The organism is Rothia sp. HMSC036D11, from assembly GCF_001814205.1.
Taxonomy (GTDB): domain Bacteria; phylum Actinomycetota; class Actinomycetes; order Actinomycetales; family Micrococcaceae; genus Rothia; species Rothia dentocariosa.
Map to the genome: position 1 here is coordinate 303,455 of NZ_KV815278.1, position 14,591 is coordinate 318,045.

The 14,591-nt window shown below is 53.1% G+C and carries 13 protein-coding genes; 11 read left to right on the forward strand and 2 right to left on the reverse strand.

Features of this window, described 5'->3' with window-relative positions; translation table 11 throughout:
* The first annotated feature begins 12 nt into the window (after positions 1 to 12).
* The gene (locus HMPREF2958_RS03565; protein WP_070522017.1) at positions 13 to 384 is read left to right on the forward strand and encodes a winged helix-turn-helix transcriptional regulator; all 372 of its coding nucleotides are present in this window, start codon (positions 13 to 15) and stop codon (positions 382 to 384) included.
* A gap of 65 nt (positions 385 to 449) precedes the next feature.
* Here the strand turns inward: HMPREF2958_RS03565 and HMPREF2958_RS03570 are convergent, their stop codons facing one another.
* Both HMPREF2958_RS03570 and HMPREF2958_RS03575 read right to left on the reverse strand, forming a co-directional pair.
* Complete coding sequence (locus HMPREF2958_RS03570; protein WP_246828009.1) at positions 450 to 1,454, reverse strand: zinc-binding alcohol dehydrogenase family protein; 1,005 nt, start codon at positions 1,452 to 1,454, stop codon at positions 450 to 452.
* Positions 1,455 to 1,643: 189 nt separating this feature from the next.
* Positions 1,644 to 2,180 carry a PadR family transcriptional regulator gene (locus tag HMPREF2958_RS03575; RefSeq protein ID WP_048752672.1) on the reverse strand — a complete coding sequence of 179 codons (537 nt, stop codon included), beginning with the start codon at positions 2,178 to 2,180 and terminating at the stop codon, positions 1,644 to 1,646.
* Positions 2,181 to 2,331: 151 nt separating this feature from the next.
* Between HMPREF2958_RS03575 and HMPREF2958_RS03580 the strand changes: the two genes are divergently transcribed.
* The 10 genes from HMPREF2958_RS03580 (at position 2,332) to HMPREF2958_RS03630 (ending at position 14,581) form a co-directional block, all read left to right on the forward strand.
* Positions 2,332 to 3,300 carry a Sir2 family NAD-dependent protein deacetylase gene (locus HMPREF2958_RS03580; protein WP_070696681.1) on the forward strand — a complete coding sequence of 323 codons (969 nt, stop codon included), beginning with the start codon at positions 2,332 to 2,334 and terminating at the stop codon, positions 3,298 to 3,300.
* A 252-nt stretch (positions 3,301 to 3,552) separates the two neighbouring features.
* Positions 3,553 to 4,566: an excalibur calcium-binding domain-containing protein gene (locus tag HMPREF2958_RS03585; RefSeq protein WP_070696683.1), complete on the forward strand. Its 1,014-nt coding sequence runs from the start codon at positions 3,553 to 3,555 to the stop codon at positions 4,564 to 4,566.
* Positions 4,567 to 5,081: 515 nt separating this feature from the next.
* Positions 5,082 to 5,666 (forward strand): DUF4956 domain-containing protein, encoded by a 585-nt coding sequence (locus tag HMPREF2958_RS03590; RefSeq protein WP_239652941.1) that lies wholly within the window; start codon positions 5,082 to 5,084, stop codon positions 5,664 to 5,666.
* Between the two features lie 195 nt (positions 5,667 to 5,861).
* Positions 5,862 to 6,698, forward strand: a complete 837-nt coding sequence (locus HMPREF2958_RS03595) for a polyphosphate polymerase domain-containing protein (RefSeq protein ID WP_037231269.1) — start codon at positions 5,862 to 5,864, stop codon at positions 6,696 to 6,698.
* Positions 6,699 to 6,770: 72 nt separating this feature from the next.
* On the forward strand, positions 6,771 to 8,456 hold the full coding sequence (locus HMPREF2958_RS03600) for a carbohydrate-binding domain-containing protein (protein WP_246828010.1): 1,686 nt from the start codon (positions 6,771 to 6,773) through the stop codon (positions 8,454 to 8,456).
* A 266-nt stretch (positions 8,457 to 8,722) separates the two neighbouring features.
* The gene (locus HMPREF2958_RS03605) at positions 8,723 to 10,621 is read left to right on the forward strand and encodes a carbohydrate-binding domain-containing protein (protein WP_070696689.1); all 1,899 of its coding nucleotides are present in this window, start codon (positions 8,723 to 8,725) and stop codon (positions 10,619 to 10,621) included.
* 342 nt (positions 10,622 to 10,963) lie between these two features.
* Entirely contained in the window at positions 10,964 to 11,170 is a 207-nt protein-coding gene (locus HMPREF2958_RS03610; protein WP_013397806.1) for a DUF3073 domain-containing protein, read from the forward strand.
* Positions 11,171 to 11,524: 354 nt separating this feature from the next.
* Positions 11,525 to 12,175: a TetR/AcrR family transcriptional regulator gene (locus tag HMPREF2958_RS03620; RefSeq protein ID WP_246828011.1), complete on the forward strand. Its 651-nt coding sequence runs from the start codon at positions 11,525 to 11,527 to the stop codon at positions 12,173 to 12,175.
* 247 nt (positions 12,176 to 12,422) lie between these two features.
* On the forward strand, positions 12,423 to 13,469 hold the full coding sequence (locus HMPREF2958_RS03625; protein ID WP_070696697.1) for a phosphodiester glycosidase family protein: 1,047 nt from the start codon (positions 12,423 to 12,425) through the stop codon (positions 13,467 to 13,469).
* Positions 13,466 to 14,581, forward strand: coding sequence for a bifunctional glycosyltransferase family 2/GtrA family protein (locus tag HMPREF2958_RS03630; protein WP_070696699.1), 1,116 nt, complete (start codon positions 13,466 to 13,468; stop codon positions 14,579 to 14,581). Before HMPREF2958_RS03625 ends, HMPREF2958_RS03630 begins: the two co-directional genes overlap by 4 nt.
* The last annotated feature ends 10 nt before the right edge of the window (positions 14,582 to 14,591 follow it).

Here is a 14,591-nt window from a genome sequence, read left to right on the forward strand (position 1 = left end):
TATAGTTCCCTCATGGATACTTGTGAGAATAACGCTGACGTTTACAACAAGAACTGTCCGTGCCGACATATTCTCGATAGGATCGCGGATAAATGGACGGCACTTATTATCGGGCGTCTGCAGCAGGGACCTCAACGTTTTTCAGAGTTGAGGCGTAGCATCACCGGCATAACGCAGAAAGTTCTGACCCAGAACCTCCGGACATTAGAGCGCGACGGTTTAGTGAGCAGGACTATCTTTCCTACCGTACCCGTTACTGTGGAATATAAACTTACCCCATTGGGTGAAACCCTAATTGAGCCTTTACAAGTTCTTCGCCAATGGTCTGAGGCTCATAAACAAGAAGTACTTGACGCACAAGACGTGTACGATACGACGAAATAGCGGCAGAATATATATGAGGAGGGGTTATCGTCTGCACGATAGCCCCTCCTCACATTGACGGGAGTTTAAGAATAAGAGATGACGAGTTTTCCGATCATATGGGAGCTTTCAACTTTCTGATGCCCCTCACGGAAAGACTCAACACTAAGTCCTGTTAAAGTCTCGGTGAGAGTGCCCGTAACCTGTCCCGAGTCAATCATGTCAGCTACCTGCCTCAGCAGATCAGACTGATACGCCATATCCTCTGTTGCAAACATGGAACGAGTGAACATAAATTCTGGCGTCACAGAGATCGACTTAGGTTTAAAAGCGCCAATGTTAAAAGTCTGAGGATCGTCAATAAAAACTAATTGACTCTGCGGATTCATGGCAGAGGCAATATCCTCTTCACGATGTTCAGTGTAAGCAGAGAAAACGTAGTCGGCACCGCCAAGATCCTGAACTTGCTGCCCCAAATCTTTGCTGTGATCCACAATGTCATCCGCTCCCAGCTTCTTGCACCATTCAGCGGATTCTCGGCGTGAGGCTGATGCAATTACGCGAAGAGAAGTTCGTGCTTTTGCAAACTGGATTACCATAGAACCGACTCCGCCTGCCCCTCCAATCACCAAAAGGTTACCCGAAGTATCTTTGGTGAGACCCATATGATCAAAGAGCGTTTCCCACGCAGTGATTGCGGTAAGTGGAATGGCGGCCGCTTCCGTGAACCCCAGCGATGCAGGTTTCTTAGCGACAATACGGTAATCTACCGTCTGATATTCTGCGTTTGAACCTGGGCGTGTGAGATCACCAGCGTAATAAACCTCATCGCCAGGGACAAAACCAGATACATTTTCTCCTACAGACTCGACGATACCTGCCGCATCCCAACCAAGAATTTTAGGATCTTGCTGAACTCCTGCACCCGCGCGTACCTTGACATCCACGGGGTTGATAGAGACAGCTTTCACTCGAACTAGGAGATCCTGGGCGCCCGGAACAGGGATGGGCATTTCAGCCTCAATGAGCGCTTCTGGGTCAGAAATTGGCAGGGAACGTAGCATAGCAATTGTTTTCATAGTGTTTGACATAAAAATCATGCTACTGCTTGCCCCACAGGCACTTTCAAGGAGGGTTAGTTACTCCGAGGAAACCCAGTCATACCTATAGATGAAACATAACGTATAAGGTTTCGTTCCGAGCCGTGTTTTTATCTTTGCCCGAGGCGGGAGCATAGTTTATGCTCCCAGAACTCAGTCTTTAACGCGTGGAATCAGCTCTTACTTCTTGCGGTTCTGATAGAAATCCTTCTCGAATTTGCGTGCCCAGTCCGCAATAAGTCGGTAGGTATCGGAACACAGCTCTAGGGTTGCCTTCGCCTCTATCTGATCGTCGATGGATGCGGCAGCCTGTTCCAGCCGATCTGCCCATTCGCTGTAGGTATCGGCGATAGACTGCAACAGTTCGTGCCCCATCTTCTCATCCACCATGCGGATATTCGCGATGACGGAGACGAAGTTGAAGTCTACGCGCGCCGGGCTGGAGGCAATATCGTAGAGAAGCTCATGAAGACGTTCCTTGCCTTCGAGAGTAATGGAGTAGACCGTGCGCTCAGGCATAGCACTGTCTTTGACGGTGGTGCTCTCCACATATCCCTGCTTGTAGAGCTGCACCAGGTTGCGGTACACGGAGGGTGAGCTGATGCGCGCCCAACCGCGCACTCCGCGCTGGTCCATCATTTTGTTCATTTCGTAGGCGCTCATGGGGTGCTCGTGCAGAGCTCCCAGGATCATAGCGTCGATAGTTGGGGTTGCCATGATGCTTCCTTTCACTATTGCTGTTGCTAATAATACTATCAGTAATACTAGTCTTGTATATAGGAGTTTGTGATCAAGAGAACCCGAACAGGGAAGTAAGTTGCCCGTCCCTAACTGGGGGAGAGAAACATCCCCGACATACACTAGACACATGGAAAAATGGACCGATACGCAGAACTTCGCAGACGCGGGCGAGAAAAGCACACTCATCGCCTCCGCGCATCGCGCCGCCATTCGCTCCATTGAACGAGTCGTCACCGAAACCGTCACCCCGCACGACCCTCAATACGCCGCCGAGGGCATCGAAAAAATGCTCCGCACCGGCGGCGTTTTGGCGCTTACCGGCGCTGGGGTCAGTACCGAATCCGGTATTCCGGACTATCGCGGACCCTCAGGATCACTCTTAGACCACCGGCCCATGACCTACCAAGAATTCCGTTACGACGATGCTGCCCGCCAACGCTACTGGGCTCGGTCTTATGTCGGGTGGAGGCGCATGCGCCGCGCATCCCCGAACCGGGCTCACTATGCGCTCGCCGAACTTGAGCATGCGGGTGCGGTGAACGGCCTGATTACCCAAAATGTTGATGGTCTGCACGTGAGTGCCGGAAGCAAGAACGTGCTGGCGCTGCACGGCGATTTATCCTCAATTCTGTGCCTGGACTGCGGAACGCACGAGTCGCGTGAGAGCCTGGATATCCGCTTGGACGCAGCAAATCCGGGGTATCTGGAACGCCTCGAAAGTACCGAATTGCAGGTTAATCCTGACGGCGATGTTGAGCTCGATAACGACTATATTCGCAGCTTTCAAATGGTGGGGTGCACGGTTTGCGGCTCGACGAAACTTAAGCCTGATGTCGTCTATTTTGGTGAATCTGTGCCCGCCGACCGGAAGGCCCGCCAGCAGCAGATGCTCGCGGATTCTTCGGGTGTACTGGTGGTGGGTTCCTCGGTCGCGGTTATGAGCAGCTACAAGATTGTGCTTGATGCCCTGCGCGCGGATAAACCCGTGGCGGTTATGAATGGTGGCCCCGGGCGTGCGGATGCGCGCGTCACCTATCTGTGGCGCACGGGCGTGGGGGAGGCACTGGAAGAAATGCTGGATCGCCTCGATATCTAACCTGCTAATCCTTGGGCTACTCAAAAAGAAAAAAGCGTTGGAAATACCGATTTTCACTATCAAGAGTATTTTCTAGATAGAACTTAAGGTGCCTGCAATAACATTAAAGTTAAAGCCTCAAGATGATATTTAAAGTTTATGGTAATAGTACATCTATCAAAAATACCTGTGTTAATAATTTCTCTTTAAAAAATCCGCTCAAACCGCGTCATAGAGGCGAAGGCAGGGTTTCGAGAGAGTAGTATATAAAGCATGAGAACTAAAAAAATTGCTACTTTCGGTGCCGTTGCAGCTCTGAGCTGCGGATTGGTAGGCGGTTTTACTACCATTCCGGCAGCATTTGCCACTAATTCCCTTCCCGGTAATTCTGTATCTACTTCTGTTCCGGGAAATTCGGAACACTCTCACAGTGATAAAGCTAAGATTTCTTTCCCCAATGAATGGAAAGAAGGTCAGGAGTTGACCTTCCAAGGTTCCGGCTATACAACCGAAGATGGTTCTGCTGGTTCCACCCTGGTGCTTAAAGACCATGAAGGTTCCATCGTGGGTACCTATGATGCAGACGCGCAGGGCTATGTCTCCGGCAACATCAAGTGGAATGCTGCCTATGCAGAACGTGACTATGTTGAAATTACCGTTCTGACCGGCAAAAAGGCTGGCGATGTGCGGCGCAGCGAGACTGTAAAGGTCAAGGTCGTGGCTTCTGAGAAGAGTGGCTCTCTTCCCGGTGAAGGTGGCCAGGGCGGCATGGGTGCCGTAGGTGGCGGCAGCACTCCCACAACTACGCCGACTGTGACTCCATCATCGACTCCTGAAGCAACCACTCCTGCTTCAACTCCGAGCGCATCCACCACTGCGGAGGCTGCAAGCACCCCATCTGCTGCCGCAACCGAAACCGCCCAGGTGACTAACGGTTCCGAAACTCACCAGTTTGCTACCTGTAAAGAGGCTGAAGAAGCAGGTTTCAAGGACATTAAGCGCGGCGACGCTGCATACTCTGAGAAGCTCGACAGCGACCATGACGGCGTAGCTTGCGAAAGCAACGGCGGCAATGGCGAGCAGGGTAGCGCATCCAACGGTAACGGCGGTGCAGGTTACGTTTCGGATAACAACAATAACGGCTCTAATAACGCTTCTTCGAACAGCAATGGCAAGCTGGCGAACACCGGTGCAAACGGTGCTCTGACCGTAGCAGGTCTGGGTATGGTTGCTCTGGGCGTGGGTGGTGCAACCGTAGCTGCTCTGCGTAAGCGCAAGCGTGCCTAAAGATTAGATGATTAAGTCCTCTGGGCGGCTCTAGAATCTGCCGGAGGCTACAAGAATCCCTCGTTCCTCATGATTGAGGAGCGGGGGATTTTGCTGTTTAAACCTCAAAATCTAGGAAGATAGTTTCCACAAAAAAAGCTGCCGATACCGCCCTCTGCAGCAAGACCCCTCACGGCAGTAATAACGATCGAAAAGCGTACCAATCAGGATTTGCATAGGAGACGTTATCTAAGTCAGAATGTGCCTTTTGTGCATCCTTAAGACCTCTAGATAGGCGCTAACGCTCCGTATATGCAAATTCTGAATTTTTATGAGCATACCACCACATTTTTGTAGTACTGAGTCTCGTTCTTCATCCTTTATTCCCTGCAATCGCGGGGAACTTGTAGATATGCACGAAATACATAAGTACAAGTTAAGACAGACACAGGAAGAACACAGGAACGGGCGCGAACCTAGAAATACAAGAACATAACGGCACACAAAACGGAACGGAGAGTCCAATGGATATCTTGATGATGGGACTGGCAGACCTAGTAGCAATTGGCACGCTCTGCACCCTGTACATGATTCGTCATAAGACCCGTGAACTCATGATTTCATACGCGGTTATCAACGCCGGTGTTTTCACCGTAACGGTCGCCCTGGCACATGCCGGAAGCACTGCGGGCGCTATGGGTCTAGGACTCTTCGGCGTTCTCTCCATTATCCGCCTGCGGTCTACCTCCCTAAGCCAGCGCGAGGTCGGGTACTACTTCGTATCTCTCGCCCTAGGTCTGATCTCCGGCGTGCGGCTTGACCCGCCATATATCGCCTTCATCCTCATGGTGGTACTGGTCGGAATCATCGCACTACTGGATTCACCGATCTTTGAAGCGAAAAACCAGCCACGCACCCAAACCGTCACGGTGGATCGCGCTATCAGCGACGAAGGAACCTTGAAAGCCTATTTGGAATCACGTCTCGGGTACGAGGTCGTCTCCGCTAAGATCCTGGAGCTTGACCTGCTCAACGACACTACACAGGTGACTATCACCTATAAAGAGCTTCCCCAACTCCAAGAACACCTTAACGCGAACTACGAATACTACGCTTCCTAGGCTTTATCTCGCGGATATCCCCTAAAACTACACCTAAAAACTCACACGTTGAAAGGACCTACCATGAGTCCCCAAGTACCTCAGCCGTACACCCCGTTTCAGGGTGGCGCCGCACAGACTTTGGAATCTACGCACACCCCTGCGGTAGATAATACTCCGTCTTCTCACCGAAGCGGGCACCGAGAGGAAAGTACCATGTCTATCGTGCCAACCTATTGGCAGAGCATCAGCCTTGATGAACTCAACGAAAAGGCCGCTATGCAGACCCGTGTGGACCGCAAATACATTGTGGATGCAGACTATGCGGCATCTATCCTAGCTGAACTTCCCGCCGACGAGGCGGCCGTCCTAGAAATCGACGGTCAGCGTGAATTCGCCTATGACTCTGTATACTTCGACACCCCTGACCTGGTGAGCTATAAGGCTTCCGCCATCGGCAGCCGTAACCGGTTCAAGGTACGTACTCGCAGCTATCTGGATTCTGACCTGAGCTTCTTGGAAGTCAAGACTGAAGGGGCTCGTGAATTCACGGTCAAGGAACGTATTCCGTACTCTATCGAAAACCGTGACATGCTCACCGCAGAAGGCAAGGAATATGTAGCTACCGCGCTTGAGCAGCTGACGGATGCGTCTGTCGATGACCTGGAGCCGGTTATTCGCACCGGGTACCGTCGTACGACTGTATATTTGCCCCAGTCCGAGCAGAATCCGGTAGATTCTCGCCTCACGATTGATACTTCGCTCACCTGGACTCCGCTTTCAGAAAGCGTGCTCATGTACACCGCAGACGGTGGTGAAGGGCCAACCAAGTATCAGGTCGGTACCGAATATACTGCACCCGGTACGGTGATTATCGAAACGAAATCCGGCAGCGCACCTTCAGTCGCCGATAAGTATCTGTGGCGTGCGGGCATCCGACCCGTCAAAATTTCTAAGTTCGCTACGGGTATGGCTGCACTGAATCCTCAGCTGCCGGCGAACAAGTGGAAGCGCACGATTCAACGTTGGATGCAGCTTGAACCTGCCGCTTAGATCTAGACCCTGAGCGGGTAACGTCTTAGAACGCGGTACAAGAATAGGGTGGGGTTTTTCCAGAGGCTCACCGTGTTAGGGCATTCTGGAAACCCCACCCTCTCGCGTAGGATGGTTGAGGCATTCTTTACCGAGACACTTAATCCCTACAGACAAGGAACCCCGTTCGAGATGTTCAAAAACCGGTTTACATCTGTTCTTACATGCGCCTTTGCGGCATCGCTGGCATTTGCCGGATGCGCCATTAGTGGGAACCCTGATAACTCCAAAGCCACTGTGACCGCACAGGAACAGGGGAAGGAACTTAAATCTGGCGTATACACCTCGAACACCAAAAATGGTGAAAAGATTAATGCGCAAACTCACTTTACGCAAGAAGACGTGACCTGGAACCAGGATGCTGTTCTTCCGCTGAATCTGGCAGATCCCACCACAACCGATGGGGTCAGCGAACAAAACGGCACGATTACGATTACGAAGGGGGGAACCTACCGTATGTCTGGCGACTATACGGGGCAAGTGAAGGTTCAAGCCCCCAAGACAGATAAAGTTCAGCTCATTCTTGACGGCGTTAATATCACGAATGAGACCGGACCTGCTATTAACGTTGCCTCTGCCGACGAAGCCGTCATCTACACGTCCCGGGGCAGCACCAATAACCTCAGTGACGGCCCAGAATACGCAGTTCAGGGCAAAAAAGAAGCAGATTCTACGATCTATTCAACCGCTAACCTAACCCTTGCGGGCGATGGAACGCTGAATATCGCCGGTAAATTTGACGAGACGGTGCACACCACCAAAGGACTGGTTGTTGCTGGCGGTGCCCTCAACATTAATTCCTCGAAGACCGGGCTTAAAGGCAAGGACTACGTGGATATTCAGGGCGGAACCCTGCGTATTGAAGCCGCAAAAGACGCGATTAAAGCCACCAACACCGAAAAACAAGGCCTTGGATGGGCGCGCGTGGCTGGCGGTGACACTGTTCTTCGTGCTGGCGACGACGGCATCAAGGCGTTGCGCACCCTTGAGATTCTGGACGGGAAGCTCACCATCGAAGGGTCTGAAGAAGGGCTTGAAGGGCAATACGTCAATATTCATGGCGGCAATACGCTCATCAACAGCAATAATGACGGCGTGAATGCCTCGCTCAAGGACCAGCTGCCTAACGATCAAGAGTATGAGGATCAGAAGGAAGACAGCGACCAGCCGGATGCCAGCCCCGTACCCTTGGGTGGTGCCCGCGATACCACAGAGGTTATTGATACCGTGATCAACATGACCGGTGGAAATGTAACCCTCAACGTGGGTGCTGACGGCATGGACTCTAACGGACACGAGTTCTATACAGGAGGCGAGCTGCTGATCAACGGCCCTCAGGACGATGCCAATGATCCTATTGATCCAAATGGTGACATTACTGTAAGTAACGATGCCAGGATCTCATTTGGCGGCGGTGGTGTAGAGCTTTTCAAGCGCCCGATCGACGACTCCACGAATGGGTATCTGCGAATTGCAGATAACGATACTTTCCCACAAGGGCAGTCTGTTCAGGCAGTAGATTCTGCTGGACAAGTCGTTGCAAACTACCGGGTGATTACTCCGGGTGTTAAACAAGTATTTTTCTCGAATCCCTCTATCGTGAAGGGTCAAGAATACACTCTTTACCTAGCACCCACGCTGGTGGATCCGAAGACCACCACCCTTGCACCTGGTGCCGTTGAACGTGGAACTTTCACGGCATCAACCCCTGATCTGTAAAACATAACGAGAGGAGAGAATCCTATTCCAACCTTTAGCCTGCGCAGGATAAAACCATCACACAAAACTCCGGCGCGGGTGGCGGTGCACGCCACAAATATGCATCAGAAAATCCAACTTCTATCACACGACACATACATCAGGAGCCTGCAGGAACCCGTGAATTTGATGCGGTAGGTACCCGTTACCCCGTAGAATTCGGATGTAAACCCTGAAAATACTCACAAACTGCTCAAACAGTGTAGATAGAAAGTGATTCTTTCCCCATGAATAAAAAAATACTGACTTCGGCAACCTCGGTAACTTTGCTCGCGGCGCTTGCGCTCACCGGATGCTCAACTACGAGCAACGCCCTCGCCTCTGGCACGACGGCGGCGGATAGCTCAGTCGGTACGACTGCGACAACATCCTCGGCAACCGCCACCGATACTGCCGCCAGTAGCTCGTCATTCTCGACCAACGTGAAAAGCGGCGAAAAACTCGACGTCGATACTCACTATTCGGAACAGGACCTCAGCTGGGACACTTCCTCCGAAACCGCGATTGACCTGTCAAACCCCACCGCAACGGACGGCGTTACGGTTGAAGACGGCACCTTGACCATCACGAAGGCTGGCACGTACAAACTCTCCGGCGAATACCAGGGGCAGATCAAGGTTGAAACTGCTGATAGCGACGCGGTTCGGCTTGTTCTCGATAACGCAAACATCACGAATTCCAGCGGTGCCGCGCTGAACGTGGTAAACGCTGACGAGGTTATTCTTTACAGCGCATCCGGCACCACCAATACGATAAGCGACGGCGCAGATTACACCGCAACGGGGGAAGATGATCCGGATGCCGTGGTCTATTCCAAGGCCGACCTGACGATCGCGGGTGAAGGCACCCTGAAGGTGAACGGCAACCACGAAGACGGTATTCACACGAGTGATGGCCTTGTGATCGCCAGTGGGACCCTCGAAGTCAATGCGGCGAACACCGGTATCAAGGGCAAGGATTATGTGGATATCCTAGGCGGCACTATTAACGTGACCGCGCAGCAGGACGGCATCAAGTCTACTAACGACACCGACGAGGGGCAGGGCTGGACCCGTCTGAGTAACGGTACCGTGACCGTGAATGCAGGCGATGATGGTTTCAAAGCCTCTCGGGTCGTCGAAATTTCCGGGGGTTCCCTGACGGTTGAACAGTCCGATGAAGGCATTGAGGCACAGTACATCAACGTCTCTGGCGGCGATGTAAACGTCACGAGCGCGGATGACGGCATGAATGCCTCGCTGAAGACGAGCGATTCTGAGAGTACGGATTCATCCGCGAACACCTCTGATACTGCCGATCAGCAGCAGAACAACCAGCAGCAGGGCAGCCTGCCGGGTGGACAACAGAGCGAAACCTCCAATCAACAACAGCAGGGGACGGGTCAGCCTCCGCAAGGACAGCCTCCTGCGATGTCTGGAACCTCGCAGGACGGCACGTCTCAGAACGGAACTTCAGGCACAGCTCAGCAGCAGAACAACACCCAGAACCAAGGCAACCAGAACATGGGTCAGCCTCCGGCAATGCCCGGCGGTAACGCCCAGGACGGCACGTCTCAGAACGGAACTACAGGTACCGGCCAGCAAGGGATGGGCCAGCCCCCGCAGGGTGGTATGCCCGGTGGTGGCGGCGGAACCTTTGAGGTTGTCGATGCTGCAATCAACGTGAGCGGCGGTAATATTACCGTCAATGCTGAGGGCGACGGCGTTGATTCGAACGGTGTCACAACTCTTTCTGGAGGAACGCTGATAGTGAACGGTCCCAGCCAAGGCGGTAACGCTGCGCTGGATACCAACGGCGACTTGCTCCTCAACGGTGCCACGGTTCTCAGCGGCAGCACGGCAGATATGTTCGAGGCTCCCTCCACCAACTCGACGAGCGGCTACCTGAAACTGACCAATAGTTCCGGATTTGAGCAAGGATCCACGGTTCAAGTAGCGGATTCATCTGGTAAGGTGGTGGCTAACTATAAAGTCACCAAGTCGAATGTGCAGTTGGTTCTCGTCTCTAGCTCATCGATCGTCAAGGGTCAGAGTTACACGGTGTACACTACAACATCGGCTGTGGACTCCAACGAAGCGTCGTTGGCATCCGGTGCGACCGAGCTAGGTAGCTTTACAGCCAGCTAGTGCGGGTTGTTCCCAGGGACTTGGGGATAAAATCTTTGAGTCTCGGGCTTGTAGAGATGGGTTGCTACGCGCGGCTCTTATAGAAGGCTCCTACAAAGGTTTGGGCTCCACATCAGCGTATAATGCGCGAGGTGGAGCCCAAACCTTATGCATAATTCGCCGGGTTTTGGGCGAAGAAACTGAAGATTCGATAGATTTTCTGAGCATGAATCTGTCAATCAACAAGACATTGAGGGGTAAAACAAGGTACCCTAGAACATAGGAAAGACTAGAGAGCGATCCGTGGGTTATGCGCGCCTTGGGTGTGGTGGCTGCGGACATGAGGAAAGAGGGGGTCACGCCATGGGGCGCGGCCGTCAGAAGGCTAAGGCAACACGGCAGGCTCGGGAGATGAAATACTTCAGCCCCGAAACCGACTACAGTGCACTTGAGCGCGAGCTCAACGCTAAGAACACTAAATCCTCCGAATCATCTTCTCGTCGCTATGATGATGAGGATGATTACTCGGCATACGCAGAGAAATATGCCAAATATGATGATGAGGTGTAGCGGTAGAGCCTAGCGTTACGCTCATACGCGAACCGGCTTAAGCACCCTGCAGGGTGGCTTGGGCCGGTTTTTTGTATACTCTGCGGGCGTGCTTGAGCGGTCTACTGGTTTTCATGTTGATTTGTTTGCGCATATGCTGATGTTGGCGGGCGTCCTGCGGTGTGGATACGATAGTGTCACCTACGAAAATGTACAATACCCGAATAAGGTCCGTGCCCACCCGGATATTCCCGACAATGAAATCGCGCTCGCGGGAATTGTCCTCGGTTACCGCAGTGATGGCAAGGTGAATTCGCATCGCAGCCCCCGCTCCGGCGGTCGTGGGGATTTTAAGGATCACATAAGGAGAGAATGATGGGAACTAAAGATGATATTGTGCGCATAGCCACCGACTATATCCAAAGGAACGGCGTCAGTGGTTTCAGTTACGCAGATATAGCGCGCAAAATGAACATCAAAAAACCCAGCATTCACTACTATTTCCCTGTGAAATCAGATCTCGTGCGTGCAGCCTTCGAAAAGTACAGCACAGACTTTTTTGAGACGCTGCGCCAAGGCGTGGATGCGGCACACAGCCTCCGCGAAGAACTCGAAGTCTATATGAAGCCCTACCGTGCGAACCTGGAACAGGGCTATAAACTCTGCCTCTGCTCAATGCTGGCGCTGGAATCCCTGGGGCAGAGCGCATCCGCTCACGATGCTGAAGAGGGCAAGAAGACGGCGAAACGGGGAACGCATATCAATGCCACGTTCGTGCCCCTACGTGCTCAAGCTGAAAACCGTGAGCCTGCCGAGATTAACACCGCAGACTTTCAGGCTAAGAATATTCGCTGGCTCGCCGAGCGTTTTGAGCACGCCGGGTACGATCCCGAGCACGCGCAGACAGAGGCGGAGTCCTTATTCTGCACGGTGCAGGGCGCGCAGCTGATAGCACGCTCCGCACAGAGCCTTGATCTCTTTGACTCCGTCACCAAGCGGCACCTCGATAACCTCACCGGCGCGTAAGTGCGTATTCACGTAGAGGCGGCAGGCTTATTTTGTGAGTTATTGTGCATTTTGTGGTTATTTAAGTCGCCCGATGCACAATAACCCGCAAAATAGAAAACGAACTAAGACGGTCTTGCGTCTAATGCATCAAGCTGTGTGGAGTATATGCGAATGGTGAGGCGATCCCCGGAAATGAATACTCATACATAGCTAAAACATAGCTTCTTCATGTTTTAAAACGAGAAATGCCACGCATTCTAGAATCATGAAGAACGAAAATACTACCGCAACACTGCCAGCCGAACAGGTCGAAGAGACTTCTGAAACATCCCAGAAACCCAAGAAAAAGAAAGTAACTAGGCGCGTTCTCTTAGGAGGCGGTCTCGGCACCCTTGCCGTCGCGGGTGTTGGTGCTGGCTGGGCATATAATCGTTATCTTGCCGAGCATACGCAGATTGATGACACCGTAGCCTATGAAAAATCACAACAAGCAAAGAATAATAATTCATCATCTGACGGTGCCTTAAGCCCCAGCGAACTCACCAACGTTAAGATCACCTCTGACGGCTTGAGCGCCAGCGAAGGCTCTATCACCATTACTAAATCCACCGAAGGAAGCGGCAACAACGCGGTCGTTTCCTTTGCCGCAGAGATCAAACTCAACGCCATGACCCTGCTGCGCGGAGCCTTCGCCAACAACAAATTCGGGCAAAACATTATCGATACGCCCTCCAATATCGCCGCGCAGCACAACGGTATCTGGGCGATTAACGGCGACTATTACGGATTCCGTGACACCGGCATCGTCATTCGCAACGGTGTGGCATACCGTGATTCCGGCGCCCGTGAAGGGCTCGCGTTCTACCAAGACGGCTCCGTCAAACTCTACGACGAAACCGGTACAAACGCGCAGCAGCTCCTCAACGAAGGTGCCTGGAATACGCTTTCCTTCGGACCGGCGCTCGTGCGGGACTCAGAAGTTGTCAGCGGCATCGACCAGGTTGAGGTCGATACCAACTTCGGTAACCACTCCATTCAAGGCAACCAGCCGCGTACCGGCGTGGGTGTGCTCGGTCAGAACCACCTCGTATTTATCGTGGTCGATGGGCGTTCCGACGGGTATTCGCGCGGAGTCACCATGCCCGAATTTGCTTATATGTTCAAGGAACTCGGATGCGTGAGCGCCTATAACCTAGACGGCGGCGGATCCTCGGTGATGGTCTTCAACAACCAGCTAGTCAATAAACCGATGGGCGGCACCAAAGAACGCGGAACCAGCGATATTCTGTACATTGCCGGGAGCGCATCATGATAATCCTGATACCCGCCTATAAACCGGATGAATCTCTCGTGCGGTTAGCGCAGCAGATTACAGAATTGGATGCGCACGCCGAAATCCTGGTGGTCGATGACGGCTCGGGAAGCACCTACGTGCCGATCTTTACCGAGCTGGCGATTCGGGGCGTCACGATTATTACTCACCCTGCAAACCGCGGAAAAGGGGCGGCCCTGCGTACCGGGCTGGCGTGGGCACGGACGCATCGGCCCGATCACATTGTGGTGACGGCGGATGCTGACGGGCAGCATTTACCCCGCGATATTCTGCGAGTGGGCGCTAAAACCGAGCGAATGGCGAGCATCGGTACGCGTGCCCTCGTGCTGGGGGTACGCACCCTGCAGGATACTCGCGCCAAGGTCACCGAACCCACCGTTCCTCTGCGTTCCCGGTTGGGTAATGCGCTTACTGTCGGGTTCTTTACGCTGGCGACGGGCACTCGCATTGCCGACACCCAGACAGGGCTTCGCGGGTTTACCACACAGATGATTGATTGGGCTCTCAGCCTGCGCGGCGATAAATACGAATACGAGTTTTCAATGCTGCTTCGTGCTAGCCGAGCCGGGGTGGAGCTTATCGAGCTGCCCATCGTGAAAGTATATGAGCCGGGGAACCCGAGCAGTCATTTTCGCCCGATCCGCGATTCCGCACGAATCTACGCGCCGCTGTTGGGATTCTTGGTATCCTCCTGCACCGGGTTTATCGTGGATGCGCTCGCCCTCTTTGCCCTCGTAGGCGCGGGTTTTGCCCTGCTTCCGGCGATTGTGCTGGCGCGCATTATCTCGGCGCTGACGAATTTTAGTATTAACCGTATGCTCATGAACGACGGTGCCGATCGCCCCTCGCGGGCGGTTTCCCTGGGGCGCTATGCAATTTTAGCGGTGGGGATTTTGCTTGCAAACGCCGCGCTGATGGAGGTCCTTACCGCTTTCGGGGTCATGCTCCTCGCGGCGAAGATCCTAACCGAGCTGACCTTGATTCCCCTCAGCTTCGCGGTGCAGCGTCGGTGGGTTTTCCTGCCAGCACCGCCTCCGCAGACTACGGAACAAAACGAGCGCTCACGCGAGCTTGCCACGCACTCTTTGTAGAACATCCTGC